At 66.9% G+C, this 17,845-nt stretch carries 13 protein-coding genes; 9 read left to right on the top strand and 4 right to left on the bottom strand.

Annotated features, from left to right (window positions below; translation table 11 throughout):
- The first annotated feature begins 23 nt into the window (after positions 1-23).
- The 9 genes from M6I34_RS04080 (at position 24) to pnp (ending at position 10,413) form a co-directional block, all read left to right on the top strand.
- Positions 24-1,871, top strand: a complete 1,848-nt coding sequence (locus M6I34_RS04080; protein ID WP_272484432.1) for an aldehyde ferredoxin oxidoreductase family protein — start codon at positions 24-26, stop codon at positions 1,869-1,871.
- 108 nt (positions 1,872-1,979) lie between these two features.
- Positions 1,980-3,257 carry an NAD(P)/FAD-dependent oxidoreductase gene (locus M6I34_RS04075; protein WP_272484431.1) on the top strand — a complete coding sequence of 426 codons (1,278 nt, stop codon included), beginning with the start codon at positions 1,980-1,982 and terminating at the stop codon, positions 3,255-3,257.
- A gap of 58 nt (positions 3,258-3,315) precedes the next feature.
- Complete coding sequence (gene thiS, locus M6I34_RS04070) at positions 3,316-3,582, top strand: sulfur carrier protein ThiS (RefSeq protein ID WP_272484430.1); 267 nt, start codon at positions 3,316-3,318, stop codon at positions 3,580-3,582.
- Positions 3,583-3,622: 40 nt separating this feature from the next.
- Positions 3,623-3,928 carry a hypothetical protein gene (locus tag M6I34_RS04065; RefSeq protein WP_272484429.1) on the top strand — a complete coding sequence of 102 codons (306 nt, stop codon included), beginning with the start codon at positions 3,623-3,625 and terminating at the stop codon, positions 3,926-3,928.
- Positions 3,929-4,021: 93 nt separating this feature from the next.
- Positions 4,022-4,588 (top strand): dCTP deaminase, encoded by a 567-nt coding sequence (gene dcd / locus M6I34_RS04060; RefSeq protein WP_272484428.1) that lies wholly within the window; start codon positions 4,022-4,024, stop codon positions 4,586-4,588.
- A gap of 253 nt (positions 4,589-4,841) precedes the next feature.
- The gene (locus M6I34_RS04055; RefSeq protein WP_272484427.1) at positions 4,842-6,392 is read left to right on the top strand and encodes a 2-isopropylmalate synthase; all 1,551 of its coding nucleotides are present in this window, start codon (positions 4,842-4,844) and stop codon (positions 6,390-6,392) included.
- A gap of 92 nt (positions 6,393-6,484) precedes the next feature.
- The gene (locus M6I34_RS04050; protein ID WP_418953533.1) at positions 6,485-7,756 is read left to right on the top strand and encodes a branched-chain amino acid ABC transporter substrate-binding protein; all 1,272 of its coding nucleotides are present in this window, start codon (positions 6,485-6,487) and stop codon (positions 7,754-7,756) included.
- A 90-nt stretch (positions 7,757-7,846) separates the two neighbouring features.
- Positions 7,847-8,116 (top strand): 30S ribosomal protein S15, encoded by a 270-nt coding sequence (rpsO, locus tag M6I34_RS04045; protein WP_272484425.1) that lies wholly within the window; start codon positions 7,847-7,849, stop codon positions 8,114-8,116.
- A gap of 170 nt (positions 8,117-8,286) precedes the next feature.
- Positions 8,287-10,413, top strand: a complete 2,127-nt coding sequence (gene pnp / locus M6I34_RS04040; RefSeq protein ID WP_272484424.1) for a polyribonucleotide nucleotidyltransferase — start codon at positions 8,287-8,289, stop codon at positions 10,411-10,413.
- Between the two features lie 157 nt (positions 10,414-10,570).
- On the opposite strand, the gene M6I34_RS04035 is transcribed toward pnp, so the two are convergent.
- The 4 genes from M6I34_RS04035 to M6I34_RS04020 form a co-directional block, all read right to left on the bottom strand.
- On the bottom strand, positions 10,571-12,232 hold the full coding sequence (locus M6I34_RS04035) for an MBL fold metallo-hydrolase (RefSeq protein ID WP_272484423.1): 1,662 nt from the start codon (positions 12,230-12,232) through the stop codon (positions 10,571-10,573).
- Positions 12,233-12,236: 4 nt separating this feature from the next.
- Positions 12,237-13,586, bottom strand: a complete 1,350-nt coding sequence (locus M6I34_RS04030; protein WP_272484422.1) for a 3-hydroxyacyl-CoA dehydrogenase family protein — start codon at positions 13,584-13,586, stop codon at positions 12,237-12,239.
- Between the two features lie 165 nt (positions 13,587-13,751).
- Positions 13,752-16,727 (bottom strand): putative bifunctional diguanylate cyclase/phosphodiesterase, encoded by a 2,976-nt coding sequence (locus M6I34_RS04025; protein ID WP_272486599.1) that lies wholly within the window; start codon positions 16,725-16,727, stop codon positions 13,752-13,754.
- A gap of 112 nt (positions 16,728-16,839) precedes the next feature.
- The gene (locus M6I34_RS04020; RefSeq protein ID WP_272484421.1) at positions 16,840-17,637 is read right to left on the bottom strand and encodes an N-acyl amino acid synthase FeeM domain-containing protein; all 798 of its coding nucleotides are present in this window, start codon (positions 17,635-17,637) and stop codon (positions 16,840-16,842) included.
- Between the last annotated feature and the right edge of the window lie 208 nt (positions 17,638-17,845).

The raw sequence follows: 17,845 nt of genomic DNA, 5'->3' as shown, positions 1-17,845 counted from the left end.
ACACTGCCAACAAGGAGTCAACGATGACCTGGGCTGGAAAGATCCTCCGCGTCAATCTCACCAAGGGCACCTGCACGTCCGAGCCTCTGCGCATGGACTGGGCCCGTCAGTACCTGGGCCAGCGAGGCCTGGCCACCAAGTATTTCGTCGAAGAGGTCGACCCCAAGGTCGACCCGCTTTCGCCGGACAACAAGATCATCTGGGCCACCGGCCCGCTGACCGGCACGATGGCCTCGACCGGCGGCCGCTACTCGGTCATCACCAAGGGCCCGCTCACCGGCGCGATCGCCTGCTCGAATTCGGGCGGCTACTGGGGGGCCGAGCTCAAGATGGCCGGCTGGGACATGATCGTCTTCGAGGGCAAGTCTCCGAAGCCGGTCTACCTGTCGATCGTCGACGACAAGGCCGAGCTGAAGGACGCCTCGCACCTGTGGGGCAAGACGGTCTGGCAGACCGAGGAAATCCTGAAGAAGGAGTCGCAGGATCCGCTGACCCGGGTGTCCTCGATCGGCCGCGCCGGCGAGAACCAGGTCCTGTTCGCCTGCATCGTCAACGATCTGCACCGGGCTGCCGGCCGCTCCGGCGTGGGCGCGGTGGCGGGCTCCAAGAACCTGAAGGCGATCGCGGTGCGGGGCACCAAGGGCGTGGGCAACATCCACGACCCGAAGGCCTTCATGAAGGTCACCATGGAGAAGAAGAAGGTTCTCCACGATCACCCGGTCACCGGCCAGGGCCTGCCCACCTACGGCACCCAGGTCCTGATGAACGTGATCAACGAGACCGGCGCGTTGCCCACCCGCAACCATCGCGACTCGCAGTTCGAGGGCGCCAGCCGCATCTCGGCCGAGGCGATGATGGAGAAGCGCCCGAGCGACGGCAAGGCGCAGCTGGTCACCAACCAGGCCTGCTTCGGCTGCACTATCGCCTGCGGCCGCATTTCCAAGATCGACCAGACCCACTTCTCGGTGGTCAACAAGCCCGAGTACTGGGGCGCCACCGGCGGCCTCGAGTACGAAGCCGCCTGGGCACTCGGCGCCGCGCCCGGCGTCAACGACCTGGAGGCCCTGCAGTACGCCAACACGATCTGCAACGAAGACGGCATGGACCCGATCTCGTTCGGCGCGACCATCGGCGCGGTCTACGAGCTCTACGAGATGGGCGTGCTCACCAAGGAGCAGGTCGGCATCGAGGCGCCGTTCGGCTCGGCCGAGGCGCTCTGCAAGCTGGTCGAGATGACCGCGCGTGGCGAGGGTTTCGGCAAGGAGATCGCGCTGGGCTCCAAGCGGCTCACCGCCAAGTACGGCCACCCCGACCTGTCGATGTCGGTCAAGGGCCAGGAGTTCCCGGCCTACGACTCGCGCGGCATCCAGGGCATGGGTCTCACCTACGCCACCTCCAACCGCGGTGCCTGCCACCTGCGCTCCTACACGGTCGCCTCCGAGATCCTCGGCATCCCGGTCAAGACCGATCCGCTCACCACCGAGGGCAAGCCCGAGCTGGTCAAGGCCTTCCAGGACGCGACCGCCGTGTTCGACTCGTCGGGCACCTGCGTGTTCACCACTTTCGCGTGGACCCTGGCCGACCTGCAGCCGCAGCTGGCCGCCGCCTGCGGGCCGGATTTCACGATGGAGAACCTGAACGACATCGGCGAGCGGATCTGGAACCTCGAGCGCGACTTCAACAACCGCGCGGGCTTCACCCGGAAAGACGACGACCTGCCCAAGCGCCTGAAGACCGAGCCTGCCAAGACCGGACCCGCCAAGGGCCTGGTCAGCGGCATCGACAAGATGATCCCCGAGTACTACGCGATTCGCGGCTGGGACGACGAAGGTCGCCTGAAGCCCGAAACCCGCGCGCGCCTCGGCCTCTGAGCCGCGCCCCCCGGGCCGGCAGGCCCGGGGCGAGGCATTGCCGATGCAGGGGCGACCTCGGGTCGCCCCTTTTTCCTGATGGATCGAACGAGCACGAGGACCCCGCAGATGAAGCACGTGATCATCGGCAACGGACCGGCCGGCGTGGTGGCCGCCGAGACCCTGCGCAAGCACCGGCCGAAGGACGAGATCGTGATGATCGGCAGCGAACCGCATCCGCCGTATTCGCGGATGGCGATTCCCTACCTGCTGATCGGCAACATCGACGAGCGCGGCACCTTGCTGCGAAAGGACGAAGACCACTTCGATCGCCTCGCCATACGCCAGGTCACCGGGCGGGTCACCGGCATCGACACCGAGGCCCGCAAGGTCGCGCTTTCCGACGGCACCCAGCTCGACTACGACCGCGCGCTGATCGCGAGCGGCTCCTACCCGGTCAGCCCGCCGATCCCTGGCCTCGAGTCTCCCTTCGTGCATCCCTGCTGGACGCTGCACGACGCGCGCAACATCACGCAGCTGGCGGGCAAGGGCGCGCGGGTGCTGCAGATGGGCGCGGGCTTCATCGGCTGCATCATCCTGGAGGCGCTCGCGCTGCGCGGCGTGAAGCTCACCGTCGTCGAGATGGGCGACCGGATGGTCCCGCGGATGATGGGGCCGGCGGCCGGCACGATGATCCGCAACTGGTGCGTCGAGAAGGGCGTGACCGTCTACACCGGCACGCGGGTCGAATCGCTCGAGCCCGGCGACAAGATCCGCGCGAACTTCTCGAACGGCAAGAGCGAGGAATTCGACCTGGTCATCCAGGCCACCGGCGTGAAGCCCAGCATCGGCTTCCTGTCGGGCTCGCCGATCAAGTGCCTGCAGGGCGTGCTGGTCGATGAGCGCCAGATGACCTCGGTCGAAGGGGTCTACGCGGCGGGCGACTGCGCCGAGGCCTACGACCCGGTCAGCGGCAAGACCATCGTGTCGGCGATCCAGCCCAACGCGGTCGACCAGGCCTACGTTGCGGCGATGAACATGGCGGGCCGCCGCGCGGTGTCCCGCGGCGTCACCCAGATCAACGTGCTCGACACGCTCGGGCTGATCTCCACCTCGTTCGGCAACTGGCAGGGCGTGCCCGGCGGCGACCACGCCGAACTGGTCGACGAAAGGAACTATCGCTACCTGCGGCTCGAGTTCGACGGCGACGTGATGGTCGGGGCCAACAGCCTCGGCATGACCGAGCACGTCGGCGTGTTGCGCAACCTGGTCGAGAACGGCGTGAAACTCGGCGCCTGGAAGGACGAGTTGCTGAAGGACCCCACGCGCCTGATGGAGGCCTACCTGGCCAGCGCCCAGGCCCAGGAGCAGTGGCAGGGGCCCGCCCGGGGCACGATGAAGCACTGACACGCGGCGCCCGCCCGCCAGCCAGCCGCCCCCAGAAGCCACCTCTTCAGCCAGACCGATGCGCATCACCTTCAAGCTGTTCGCGATGCTCTCAGACCACCTGCCCGACGAGCTCGACGGGCGGCGGCGCCAGGGAAACCAGATCGAGCTCGAGGTGCCCGAGGGCACGACCGTCCAGCAGGTCGTCGACCGTTTCAACCTGCCGGGCAAGCTCGTTCACCTAGTGCTGGTCGACGGTCGCTACGTGGAGAAGGACGCCCGGGCCGCGCGGGTGCTCACCGACGGCGAGACGCTGGCGATCTGGCCGCCGATCGCGGGCGGTTGAGCTGCCCGTTTCCCGCCGCGTTCCGGACGTTTCCCCTCCCATGCCCTTCTTCGGCGATCGCCGCGTGATGGCCTGCACGCCGGCCGACATCGAACGCTGGCTGCGCGAGTTCACGGGCGGGCAGGACATTCGCCTGGAACCTGCAGGCGGGGGGGGCGGCGAGTTCAGGCTCGACGCCGGCGGCTGGCCGATGCGCGTGCAGGTCGAGGTCATGCCGCCGCGGGTCGTCGCCCTGCTGCGCATGCCACAGCTCGACGTGCGATTCGACTATCCGCAGGAGCGCGCCGCCGAGGCCCGCGGCTGGATCACCCGCTTCGATCGCCATACGCAGCGGGGCGGGGGCTAGGGCGCGGGCCGGGGCAGGGCGGGGACCACGCGCTCGGGCGGCGGGTAGAATTCCCGCTTTCGCAGCGGCGCAGGCCGAACCCCAGGATTCCCCATGACGATCAAGGCCGACAAATGGATCCGCCGGATGGCGGCCGAGCAGCAGATGATCGAGCCCTTCGAGCCGGGCCAGGTCCGCCAGATCGACGGCCGCAAGATCGTTTCCTACGGCACCTCGAGCTACGGCTACGACGTGCGCTGCGCCGACGAGTTCAAGATCTTCACGAACATCAATTCGACGATCGTCGACCCCAAGGCCTTCGACGAGAAGTCCTTCGTCGACTTCAAGGGCCCGATCTGCATCATTCCGCCGAACTCGTTCGCGCTGGCCCGCACGGTCGAGTACTTCCGCATTCCGCGCAACGTGCTCACCGTGTGCCTGGGCAAGTCCACCTACGCGCGCTGCGGCATCATCGTGAACGTGACGCCGCTCGAGCCGGAATGGGAAGGGCACGTCACGCTGGAGTTCTCGAACACCACGCCGCTGCCGGCGAAGATCTACGCCGGCGAGGGCTGCGCGCAGATGCTGTTCCTCGAGTCCGACGAGGTCTGCGAAACCTCGTACAAGGACCGCGGCGGGAAGTACCAGGGACAGACCGGGGTCACGCTGCCGCGGACCTGAGCGCGCGATGAGTCGAGGCGTGTTGCGAACCGTTCCCGAAGCCGATATATTGCGGTGCATGGCGACCGTTTCGGCTCCCTTCTTCCAGCTCTCCCCGGTTTCCGGCAATCGGAAGCCCGGCAGCCTGCGCGCGCTAGCCGCGCTCGGCCTGCTACTGCGCCTAGCGCGCTGACACCCCCTTTCCCCCATCCCCCCGTAGCAGCACCCTGTCTCCCGTCCACAAGGCGGGCGGCGAAGCATAGGAGCATCTTCCATGGCCGACAAACTCATCATCTTCGACACGACCTTGCGCGACGGCGAGCAGAGCCCCGGCGCCTCGATGACCAAGGAAGAGAAGCTTCGCATCGCCAAGCAACTGGAGAAGCTGCGGGTCGACGTGATCGAGGCGGGCTTCGCCGCGTCGTCGAACGGCGATTTCGAGGCGGTCAGGGCGATCGCCGACGCGATCACCGATTCCACGGTCTGCTCGCTCGCCCGGGCCAACGACCGCGACATCGCGCGCGCCGCCGAGGCGCTGAAGGGCGCGAAGTCGGCGCGGATCCACACCTTCATCGCCACCTCGGCGCTCCACATGGAGAAGAAGCTGCGGATGACGCCGGACCAGGTGCACGAGCAGATCCGCCAGGCGGTGCGCTACGCCCGCAACTTCACCGACAACGTCGAGTTCTCGCCCGAGGACGGCAGCCGGTCGGACATGGACTTCCTGTGCCGCGTGCTCGAGACCGCGATCGAGGAAGGCGCGCGCACGATCAACATCGCCGACACGGTCGGCTACGGCGTGCCCGAGCTGTTCGGCAACCTGGTGCTCACGCTGCGCACCCGCATCCCGAACTCGGACAAGGCGGTCTGGTCGGTCCACTGCCACAACGACCTCGGCATGGCGGTGGCCAATTCGCTGGCCGGCGTGATGATCGGCGGCGCCCGGCAGGTCGAGTGCACGATCAACGGGCTGGGCGAGCGGGCGGGCAACACCTCGCTCGAGGAGGTGGTCATGGCGGTCAAGACCCGGCGCGACTACTTCGACCTCGAAGTGGGCATCGACACCACCCAGATCGTGCCGGCCTCCAAGCTGGTCTCGAGCATCACCGGCTTCCCGGTGCAGCCGAACAAGGCGGTGGTGGGCGCCAACGCCTTCGCGCACGCCTCGGGCATCCACCAGGACGGCGTGCTCAAGCAGCGCGACACCTACGAGATCATGCGCGCCGAAGACGTGGGCTGGAGCGCGAACAAGATCGTGCTGGGCAAGCTGTCGGGCCGCAACGCGTTCAAGCAGCGCCTGCAGGAACTGGGCATCCAGCTCGACAGCGAGCAGGAGGTCAACGAGGCCTTCCAGCGCTTCAAGGACCTGGCCGACCGCAAGGCCGAGATCTTCGACGAGGACATCCACGCGCTGGTGTCCGAGCAGGCGGCCCACCACCAGGTCGACGAGCACTACCAGCTCGTCTCGATGTCGCAAGGCTCGGAAACCGGCGAGCGCCCGCATGCCCGCATCACGATGTCGATCGACGGGGCAGAGACCACGTCCGAGGCAGAGGGCAATGGACCGGTCGACGCCACCTTCAAGGCGATCGAGGCCAAGGCGGGCAGCGGCGCCGAGCTGATGCTCTACTCGGTCAACGCGATCACGACCGGGACCGAGTCGCAGGGCGAGGTCACGGTGCGGCTGGCCAAGGCGGGCCGGATCGTGAACGGCGTGGGCGCCGATCCCGACATCATCGTCGCGTCGGCCAAGGCCTACCTGAGCGCGCTGAATCGCCTGAAGTCGGACACGGTCCGCGTGGACCCTCAGCGCGGCGGGGTCTGAGCTTGTCCTGCAGCGTTCCGGGCGTCGCCCGACGCGGGCGGCGCCGGGCGCTGCTGGGCGCCGCGCTCTCCTTCTCGCTGGCAATCGCCGGCATGCTCGCTGCTGCCGGCGGCGCGCTGGCGCAGGCCCCGTCGGGTGCGGCCAAGGCCGACGCGGCTGCGCCGGCGGCACCGATCCGCCTCGGCCTGATCGAGGGCTTCTCCGGCCCGTTCGCGAACGCCGGGGAAGCGGTCTGGCGCAACCTGCAGTTCGCGGTCGACCGGGTCAATTCCCGAGGGGGAGTGCCGGTCGGCGACGCGCGCCGCCCGTTCGAGCTGGTCCGGCTCGACAGCAAGGGGCAGGCCGACGAGGCGCTGGTGATGCTGCGGCGCGCGGCGGACCTGCGGATTCCCTTCGTCCTGCAGGGCAACAGCTCCACGGTGGCCGGCGCGCTGGTCGAGGCGCTCGAGCGCCACAACGAACGCGAGCCCGGCAACCGGATGCTGTTACTGAACTACTCGGCGGTCGACCCGGTGCTCACCAACGAGCGCTGCAGCTTCTGGCATTTCCGCTTCGACGCGCACGCGGGCATGCGGATGCGCGCGCTGGTCGACGCGCTGGCCGGCAATTCGCGGGTGCGCCGCGTCTACCTGCTGAACCAGGACTACAGCTTCGGCCGACAGGTCGCCAGGCTCGCGCGCGAGATGATCGCCGAGCGGCGCCCCGACATCGAGTTCGTCGGCGACGAGCTCCACCCGCTCGGCCGCATCCGGGACTTCGTGCCCTACGCGGCGAAGATCCGCGGCAGCGGGGCCGATGCGGTGGTCACCGGCAACTGGGGCAACGACCTGACCCTGCTGGTCCGGGCCGCCCGCGAGGTCGGGCTCGATGCGGATTTCTACACCTTCTACGGCAACGGCCTCGGCGCGCCGGCGGCGATCGGCGAGGCCGGCGTCGACAAGGTGAGGGCGGTCGCCGAGTGGCACCCGAATGCCGGGATCGGGGCGGCGCAGCCGATCTACGAGGACTTCCGGGCCCGGCTGCGCGACCCTCGCGACGACTACTTCAACATGCGCCATGTGGTCATGATCGAGATGCTGGCGGCGTCGATCGAGGCCGCCGGCAAGCCGGAGGCGGCGGCGGTGGCCCGGGCGCTGGAGGGGCGCACCCATGTCGGCGCCCCCTACACGGCCACGATGCGGGCGGAAGATCACCAGATCCTGACCCCGCTGCAGGTTTCCGTGATGCGCCGGGCCGGGCCGTCGGCTGGGGAAGGGGCTCCGCGCTTCGACCTGGAGGGAAGCGGCTTCGGCTTCGTGACCGAGCGGCGGTTCGAGCCCGCGGACACGGCCATGCCGCACGGCTGCGCGATGCGGCAGCCCTGAAAACTGCTATACTCTCAAGGCTTTACCTCAGCACGGCGCTGCAACCCGGCGGCGCCGCAAGTGATTCATCGATTCAATCAGGGGAAATCCATGGCTGTCGCCAACATCGACAAGGCGAAGATCGTCGCCGATTACCAGCGTGCCGCTTCGGACACCGGTTCGCCCGAAGTCCAGGTCGCGCTGCTCACCGCCCGCATCGTCGAGCTGACCGAGCACTTCAAGGCCCACGCGAAGGACCACCATTCGCGCCGCGGCCTGCTTCGCATGGTCAGCCGCCGTCGCAAGCTGCTCGACTACCTAAAGCGTACGAACGCCGACAGCTACAAGGCACTGATCGGCCGACTCGGTCTGCGCGGCTGATCGAAAACGCCAGAGAACCCGCAAGACAAACTTGCGGGTTTTTTGTTTGAACGACTGCTTTTTGCATTACACGGGCAGCGCGCCGGACGGGCGGCCCGCCATGAGTGGTTGTTGAAGAGGCGAACCGCGCCGCCGGCCGATCGCGCGGGCAATGTTTACAAGGAACGCAAGTGTTCGATATCGCAAGAAAGACATTCAAGTGGGGTGACAACACCGTCACCCTCGAAACGGGCGAGATCGCCCGCCAGGCCAGCGGCGCCGTCCTGGTCACGATGGACGACACCGTCGTGCTGGTGGCGGTCTCGGTCGCCAAGAGCGCCAAGCCGGGCCAGGACTTCTTCCCGCTGACCGTCGACTACGTCGAGAAGTTCTACGCGGCCGGCCGGATCCCGGGCGGCTTCTTCAAGCGCGAGGGCCGGCCCACCGAGCGCGAGATCCTGATCGATCGCCTGATCGACCGGCCGATCCGCCCGCTGTTCCCCGAAGGCTTCTACAACGAGGTCCAGGTCATCGCCCAGGTGCTGTCGAGCAACCCGGAAGTCGACAGCGACATCCCGGCCATGATCGGCACCTCGGCCGCGCTTGCGATCTCCGGCGTGCCCTTCGCCGGCCCGATCGGCGCCTGCCGCGTCGGCTACGTCGACGGCCAGTACGTGCTGAACCCGAGCGCCACCCAGATGGCCTCGTCCAGGCTCGACCTGGTCGTGGCCGGCACCGACGCTGCCGTGCTGATGGTCGAGTCCGAGGCGCACGAGCTGCCCGAGGACGTGATGGTCGGCGCGATCGCCTTCGGTCACGAGCAGATGCAGGTCGCGATCGACGCGATCAACGAGCTGGTCGAGATGGGCGGCAAGCCCGAGATGGAGTGGACGCCGCCGGCGAAGAACGAGGCGCTGATCGCCCGCGTGACCGAGCTGGCCGAAGCCGGGTTCGCCGAGGCCTACGCCATTCGCAACAAGCAGCAGCGCGTGGCCCGCATTCGCGAGGTCGAGCAGGCTGCCATCGAGAAGGTCGTCGCCGAGGCCGAGGCCGCGGGGCAGCCCGCCCCGGACAAGAACGAGCTCGGCAACATCCTGTTCGATCTGCAGGCCAAGCTGGTGCGTCACCAGATCCTGTCGGGGCAGCCGCGCATCGACGGCCGCGACACCCGCACGATCCGCCCGATCTCGATCCGCACCGGCCTGCTGCCGCGCGCTCACGGGTCGGCGCTGTTCACCCGCGGCGAGACGCAGGCGGTGGTCGTGGCCACGCTGGGCACCTCGCGCGACGAGCAGATCATCGACGCGATCAACGGCGAGTACCGCGATCGCTTCATGTTCAACTACAACATGCCGCCGTTCGCCACCGGCGAAACCGGTCGCTTCGGAACGCCCAAGCGGCGCGAGGTCGGCCACGGCAACCTGGCCAAGCGCGCGATCCGTCCGCTGCTGCCCACGGCCGAGGAGTTCGCCTACTCGCTGCGCGTGGTTTCCGAGATCACCGAATCGAACGGCTCCTCGTCGATGGCTTCCGTCTGCGGCGGCTGCCTGGCGCTGATGGACGCCGGCGTGCCGGTCAAGAGCCACGTGGCCGGCGTGGCCATGGGCCTGATCAAGGAAGGCAACCGCTTCGCCGTCCTGTCGGACATCCTGGGCGACGAGGACCACCTCGGCGACATGGACTTCAAGGTGGCAGGCACCGCGCAGGGCATCACCGCGCTGCAGATGGACATCAAGATCCAGGGCATCACCAAGGAGATCATGCAGGTCGCCATGGCGCAGGCGCGCGAAGGCCGCATGCACATCCTGGGCCTGATGCAGCAGGCGATCGGCGGAGCCCGCGAGGAGCTCTCCGACTACGCGCCGCGCATGTACACGATGAAGATCAACCCCGAGCGGATCCGCGACGTGATCGGCAAGGGCGGCGCCACGATCCGCCAGATCACCGAGACCACCGGCACCCAGATCGACATCCAGGACGACGGCTCGATCACGATCGCCGCGGTCGACAGCGCCGCTGCCAAGCGCGCGCAGAAGATGATCGAGGACCTCACCGCCGAGGTCGAGATCGGCGCGATCTACGAAGGCACGGTCCTGAAGATCCTCGACTTCGGCGCCATCGTGCAGGTGCTGCCGGGCCGCGACGGCCTGCTGCACGTGTCGCAGATCGCCAACGAGCGCGTCAACCAGGTCTCCGACTACGTCAAGGAAGGCCAGGTCGTTCGCGTCAAGGTGATCGAGGCCGACGACAAGGGCCGCCTGCGCCTGTCGATGAAGGCCGCCGCCGCCGACGACGCGGCCCGCCAGCCGGAAGGCTGATCGGCCGCCGCGGCGCCTCGACTGCCGAGGCGCCCGGTTCGCCGGCCGGGCCGCCAGACACGGACCGGCGCCGGATCGAACGGGAATCCCGGCAGCCTTCGGGCTGGCCGGGATTTTTTTCGCGCTGCGCCGCCGGCATCGACAGCCGGCAGGGCGGTCAGCCGATCAGCTGCCAGTGCTCGCCGTCGAGCGTGGCCAGGCCGTCGTCGCGAAGCTTCAGCAGGTGCGCGGTCAGCGAGCGCTTGGCCACCGGCCTGATCACCGGGTCCACGTCGTCGTAGGCGGTCAGCACCAGCTCGTCCACGGTCGCCGGCTTGCCGGCAGTGCCCAGCGCGTCGATCACCTTGGCTTCGCGCGCCATGCGGTGCGCGATCAGCCGGGCGACCTCCCTCTTGCCCGCCGCGATCGCGTGGCCGTGGGCCGGCAGGATGTAGTCGAAGGGCTCGTGCGCCAGCCTGTGCAGCTGGGCCACGTAGTCGCGCATGTCGCCATCGGGCGGCGTGATCACCGTCGTCGAGCCGTTCAGGATGTGGTCGCCCGAGAACAGCAGGCCGTCCTCCTCGAGCAGCAGGCAGACGTGGTTCGACACGTGGCCGGGCGTGTGCAGCACCCGCAGCGTGGAGTCGCCCACGCGCAGGCACTCGCCGTCCTCCAGCGTGCGCTCGGGCACGAAGGCCCACTGCGGGTCGAAGTCCGGGCCGGTCGGGCGACCCAGGATTGGCGCGCCGGTCAGCGCCTTCAGCGGCGCGGCGCCCGGCGCGTGGTCGGGGTGCGCATGGGTGCAGACGATCGCCTTCAGCCCGTCACCGACGATCGCCGCGATCCGTGCGATGTGGTCCGGCTCGTCGGGCCCCGGATCGATCACCAGGTATTCGCCCGGCTCGCCGACGATGTAGGTGTTCGTTCCCGGGCCGGTCATGCGGCCCGGGTTGGGCGCGGTCAGTCGCTGCACGTGTCGCAGCAGCGGCACCGCCCGCTCGTGCTGCCAGTCGAGCTCGTGGACGATCCTGCCGTCCGGGCTCACGAGCTCGAGCTCGCCGAAGGGCAGTTCCTCCTCGCTGAAGCGGGCGACCTCACCGCGCAGAAGCCCCGCCCGAGGGCAGGAGAACCACCTGCCGGGGTTCTCCTCGCAGTGGCGCAGGATCGCGGCGACGTCCTCGAAGCGCGTGAGCGCGCGCAGCGTGCGGATCGTCGGGAAGATCATGTCGAACTCGCCGCGATCGTGTCGCGCGAGCGCCTGCGCCGGCAGCACCCAGGTCGGCTCGAACTGCTCGCCTTCGTCGGCGACCGGCTCCTGCCCCTCGGGCATCTTCGCCACGAAGAAGTGCGCGTCGAAGCGCTTCGGCAGGTCGCGATCGGTGATCCAGCGGCTCAGCCAGTGGACCTCGTCGAGCGCCAGCGTGAGGCCGGCCGCCGCGACGCGTTCGAAGAAGCTGCCATCGTCGTGGCGGGGCATCGTCGTCGCGACCTTGGCCGGGTCGACACCCGACCGCGCCGGTCGCGCCAGCAGCACGCCCAGTTCCTCGAAGGCCTCGCGAACCGCCGCGGTCACGAAGGCGAGGGTCTCGGGCGACTGGTCGGGACGCGAAGCGCTCACGCGGCGGGCGGCGGGCGAGGCGTCGAGCGGGTCGACGACGCCACCCGGAAACACGAAGGCGCCCGGCGCGAAGCTCGCCGACATCGAGCGCCGGGTCATCAGGACTTCCGGTCCGGCGGCGCTGTCTCGCAGCAGCAGGACCGTGGCGGCCGGGCGCGTGGCTACCGGCTCGCGCAGATCGTGAAGGTACTTCCCGGGGCGGATGCGGCTTTCCGGCGTCATCGGCTCATTTCTCCGTTGCCGGCGCCCGCCCGCCGAGACCGGTAGGCAGCTCCGGGGGCGTGAAACGCTCGCCATAGCGCCCGGCGAGCTCGCGCGCGCGCGCATCGAATGCGGCCTGCCCGATGCGCTCGACGAAGGCCAGCGTGCCGCCGAGCGCCTGCGGGAAGCCCACGCCGAGAATCGACGAGCGGTTCGCATCGTCAGCCGAAGCGATCACCCCGGAGGCAAGACAGCGCAGGGACGCGACCGCCTGCGCGTAGAGCAGGCGGTCGCGCAGGTCTTCGGCGGGAACCGCGGCGCGGCGGCGCTCGAACACCTTCAGGCCGGACCACAGCTCGGGCTCCTCGCCGTCCTCGTAGTCGTAGAAGCCGCGGCCGGCTTCGCGGCCCAATCGCCCGAAGCCATGAGCCATCTTCTCGAGCACGTACACAGCTTCTTCGGTCATGCCGTGCGGCGGTGCAGCCTCGTGGTGGGCATCGTGATGTTCGTGCCCTGGCGCGTGGTGATGACCGTGCTCCTCGCAGCAGTGACCGTGGCCGTGCGCGTGCGAATGATCGTGCCCGTGACCGTGCGAATGATCGTGCCCGTGCCCGTGCCCGTGCCCGTGCCCGTGATCGTGTCCGTGTCGGTGATCGTGTCCGTGTCCGTGTCCGTGTCCGTGGTCGTGCCCATGATCGTGGCCGTGCCCGTCCGCGGCGTCATGCAACAGCCGGTCGGCCTCCTCGAGCGACATTGCGTCCATCAGCGCCAACGGGCCCGCGGCGAACCCGGCCTCGTGCGCCGCACGCTCGATCGTGGCGGCAGGGATGCCTTCCCCGAGCAGTGCGAGCCCCTCGTTCGCGAAGGCCCGGGCCAGGCCGGGGGCATGAAAGCCCGTGGCGTCCGATACCTCGATGCTGTCGATGCCGCTATGCGCAAGGAGAGTGCGCAGCGAATCGATCGCATCCGGACTCGACTCGCCCCGCACGATCTCGGCGAAGCGAGCGGGGCCTGGGGCGGCAGCGAGCGCGAGCCCGATCAGGCGGCCTCTTTCATGAAGGCCGCCCGCCAAGGCAGCGATGGGGTCGATGGTCGACACCGCGACGATCGGGACCGATGCGGGGGCCTGGTGCTCGAGCCGATGCAGGGCGCGCGCCCGCTCGCTGGCGGCTGACCGGGATGCCTCGACGACGAGGTCGACCGCAGCCGCGCAGGCGCCGACAGGCTGCGCCGCCGCACGCTGCACGGTCGCACCGCCGCGAAGGAAGGCGTCCGCGAGCGAGTCCGCGAGCAGGCCGTCACCGGTGACGAGGATGCTGGAAATCTTGGAGGTCGCCGCACGCGCGTGCGGCGTCCCTTCGGGGGAAACGTTCATCGATCGAAGTCCGGGGGGCGGGCCGAGGAGGGCCGGCGATACGGAATCATAACGCCGGCCAGCGGGCTCGATTACGACGGCCTCGGGGCCATCTCGAGGAGCGCGGGCCGGGCCTTGCGCGCCGGGTCCCCCGGGGGAGCTCGGTTCTGCGCGGTGCCGCCGGACTCAGACCGCCAGGATGCTGCGGCGGCCGGCGATGCTGCTGCGGCGGTGCGCTGCCGGGGCCTGTTGGCCGAGGACCTCGATCACCTGCGGGTCCTGGACCAGCGCCACGCCGTGATCGGCGTGGAGCAGGCGCTCGCGGTCGACCGGCCGGCAAAGACCGAATCCCTGGGCGTAGTCCACGTTGAGGTCCCTCAGCGTGCGGACGATCTCGGCGTTCTCGGCCCACTCGGCCACGCAGGCCATGCCGATCTCGTGGGAGAGGTCGACGATCGCGCGCGTGATCGCGTGATTCGCGGGATTCAGGTTCACGTCGCGAATGAAGCTCCCGTCGATCTTCACGAAGTCGCCAGGCAGCTCCTTCAGGTAGCTGAAGGACGTGTAGCCGGCGCCGAAGTCGTCGAGGGCGACCCGCGCCCCGAAGGACTTGACCCGGTCGACGAAGCGCCGCGTGGTGTTCAGGTCGTAGAGCGCCACGCTTTCCGTGATCTCGAAGCACACCCGTTGTGTCGCGTCGCGGTGTTCGCGGATCAGCGAGATCGTGTCCTGCAGGAACTTCTCGTCGTTTAGGGAAGCCCCGCTGAGGTTGATCGTGCAGAAGCCGAGGCGCTCCCGGTGATCGGGATGCTCGTCGAGCCATTCGAGCGTCGAGCGCAGCACCCAGCGGTCGATCTGGCTCATCAGGCCGTTTCGCTCGGCGGCCGAGATGAAGCGGGCAGGGGGCACTACGGCGCCAGCACCATCGCGCATCCGGACGAGCACCTCGTAGGAAAGGCTGGAGTAGGGCGTTCGCAGCGAAACGATCGGCTGCAACTGGGTGAAGAAGTTCTCGACCGGCAGCCGCTCGCGCATGTTGGCCACGAGCTTGATCTCGTCGAGATAGGCGGTCAGCTCGGAACTGCGCGAGTCGAAGGCGACGACCGTCGAGCCGCCCGCCTTCTTCGCCTCGGAGCAGGCCCGGTCCGACGCCGTAAGCGCATCCCGCGGCGACATCGCCGGGTCGAGCCGGATCACGCCGATGCTGGCGGCAACGCTGAACGCCTTGTCCTGATGCTGGTAGGGCTGTTCGCTCAGGGCCCGCCGCAGCTCCTCGCAGAGCATGCGCGCCGCGTCCAGGTCCATGTCGTTGATGATGACCACGAACTCGTCGCCACCGACGCGGGCGGCGACATGGGGCGGACGCACCACGGCGCGCGTCCGCGTCGACATCTGGCGAAGAATCTGGTCGCCCGCCACGTGTCCGAACAGGTCGTTGACGAGCTTGAACCGGTCCAGGTCGACGTAGGCGAAGCAGATGCTTCGATCGCGCGATGCGGCGATCGCCCGCTCGAGGTACGCATTGAAGCCACGCCGGTTCAGGAGTCCGGTCAGCGAGTCGTGATCGGCGAGGAACTGCAAGCGGCCCTCGGCCTCCTTTCGCGCGGTCACGTCTTCGATCCAGGTTTCGATGCGGCCCTGCTTGCGCAACGCCCGCATGTGCAGCCAGCGGCGACCGCCCTCCCGCGAAGAGATCGCGATCTCGGTGTCGGTGATCCTGCTCTCATCCGCCTGCCGAATCAGCGACTCGAACGCGTACTCGTTGGCGACCTCCGCCCAGCGCCGTGGCTCGCGGTACTGGGATGGCGGCGGCAGCCCGAACATCACACCGAACGCGGGGTTGTACTCGAGGATGGTCCCGTCGTCCTTCATCGAGAACAGGCCGACGGGCATCGCGTTGTAGTTCTCGCGGAAGCGCTGGAGGGCGTAGACCGCACTATTCTGTGCAGAAACCCGTTGCTGGCGTTCATCGTTTAATTTCTGAGCGAGTGCCACGCCGGTCAGCAATGCAGAAATTACCGCTCCGGTGGACTGATTGAGTCCCGGGATGTCCAGTGTCTGATTCGTGACTGCGCGAATAATCTCACCTGCAATTCCCAGAATAGAAAAGCCCCACCCGAGTCCATACCAGATGGCGATGGAAGAAAGGCTGCTGGCGCAGATCCGCGTGAGGAGGATTCCAAGGATAATGGCCGCTATAGCGGCCGAGCCCCACATAATTGGCAGGAATGTCTTATAGGGAAGAATGAAAGAGGCGACAAGGATCGCGGCAGCGAACGCAACCCCGCCACGAAAGAGGGGGGTCAGATGTAGCTTGACAATTTCCTGCTTGAACAAGCTGCCAAAGAGCAAGCCGGATATCAGAGAGTAACCGCCCAGAGATGTTTGTCGAAACGTGATTTCTAGTTCCGGGCTGAGGCCTAGCCAAGAGAAATCCCATCCGGCGCTTACGGCAGCTATGCGAAGGTTAAGAATTATCCAAATTGAGAAGAAGAAGAATGTTGAGTCCTTAGAGACCGCCGCAACGACCGCACTAAATGCCGCGAGCATCAAGAGACTGCCAAAGAGCAAGCCTCCTGAGCGTTCGAAACGCTGCTCGGCGATCTTTACTCCTACGGGGTCGGCGGCTAGTACTGTCGCTCGAGCCGGCCCGACGTGTCTTGTCTTGCAAAGAACCCAGCCAGGATCTGCCTCGACGATCTCCAATACAAACCCGCCACGGCTTGGACGTATTGAGTCAAGTGGCCGAATCGAAGAGGTTTGACCATCGACGGCATCCCGAGATCGCCACCAACACTCGGCGCTTCGAAGATGGCGTGATGGCAGGACGATCGAGTAAGGGGCCGACCGCTCGGGGGCTTCCAACAGGAGCCAGAAGGCGTGCTCGGATCGGTTGGTGGCGAACGTGCGGGTACTGACAGGGGACTTTCGCAATCGCGCGAAAGCCTCAGCGGGGCTTAAGTCCGCGGTCGAATCTTCTTCGTACGTGAACGCAAGCTCTTCCGCCTGCGTGTACGACTCCCAATCGCTGCTTGAAAGACCCCAACCAATGGTTACGGCCGCAACAGAAGCAAGGATGAGTACTGCGATCCCGTAAAGAAGAAATCGCGAGACCGCATCTCGAAGTCGGTTGCTTTCTTTGCTCAGCCCAAATGCCGCCATGTGCATGCACGAGATGAATTGCGAGCGGGCCAGAAGGCTGGCACGTCGAGGTTCCTACGATGCCTTAAAGGCGAACCTCCACACACGTGCTTCCGACGGAAGGGCTAGGCAATCAGACGAGCGGGATACCCAAGTTCGCAGGAACACTCAACTCTGAATCGCTTCTACGCATTCGACGTGGTCGAGACCACATTCCACTGATCGATGCGAAAACCTCAATGTCCGGATGGTAGTCGTAAGCCATAAACTTGTACAGCCTATGGTTCGTCGCGAACCATTTGCGTTCAGCACCCAAGACGTCAAAAGCTAAGACACGGTGAGGGATGTGTTCCGCGGTGACGAATGGCACTAGACGCTGGTCATCGAACACGTCTTCAAAGCCGATCTTTCGATACTCCGAGTCCAAAGGTGGTCGAGCCCCAATGATGATCCACTCGATCTGCGTGGCGAAGCAATAGCGAAAAAGGGTCTTGAATAGAACGAGCTTGACTTGCTTTCCAGCGCGTCCTTCCTTTACCGCGAGCCTGGTGACCCCGGCCAAGGGGCGATTCTGGAAACGTTGTGGGAGAACAACCGATTGTTCAAGGGAAAGTGGGCCGTGCAGATTTGTCTGCATGCGCAGGGTTCCGACTGGTGAACCGTCCTCTTTTGATTCCGCCAGAAAAATGATCGCTTTGTCGGAGCGATCGATCTCTTCCGGCTTATCAAGGACAGTTGCAAGTTCGGGAACATGCCGGCCATAGGCCTCAGCGCGGAGACTGATGGCTTTTTCCAACTGTTCATTGGTCCGGACAACCCTTACGCGAAAAGGCAGTGGCTTGCCGATCGAGCTAGGCCCCCCAGGCCACTGGAGGGAGGAGACGGATTCTGCGGTTCGCTGTACTTCCTCCAGCGTCAACGAACTCGTCATGAAAAAGGATCCTCCGTGAGCGCCTTGGCTAAGACGACAGTCTTAGGCCTATTGATCTAGACCGCTAAGCGTAACAGGAAGGGCTTGTCGCCACAAATGCTGGCGATTAGGAAGTTTCCTACGTACAACATAGGGTTGCGTTCGACAGTGAAAGTGCTCTGTAGAGTCTCTCTGCAACTGAGTGGCGATGCGGGGCCGCGCTGGCTAT

The organism is Zeimonas sediminis (assembly GCF_023721795.1).
In the GTDB taxonomy this organism is placed as follows: Bacteria; Pseudomonadota; Gammaproteobacteria; order Burkholderiales; family Burkholderiaceae_E; genus Zeimonas; species Zeimonas sediminis.
The sequence above is the reverse complement of the archived record's forward strand: the minus strand, read 5'-3'. Positions and strand labels throughout refer to the sequence as shown.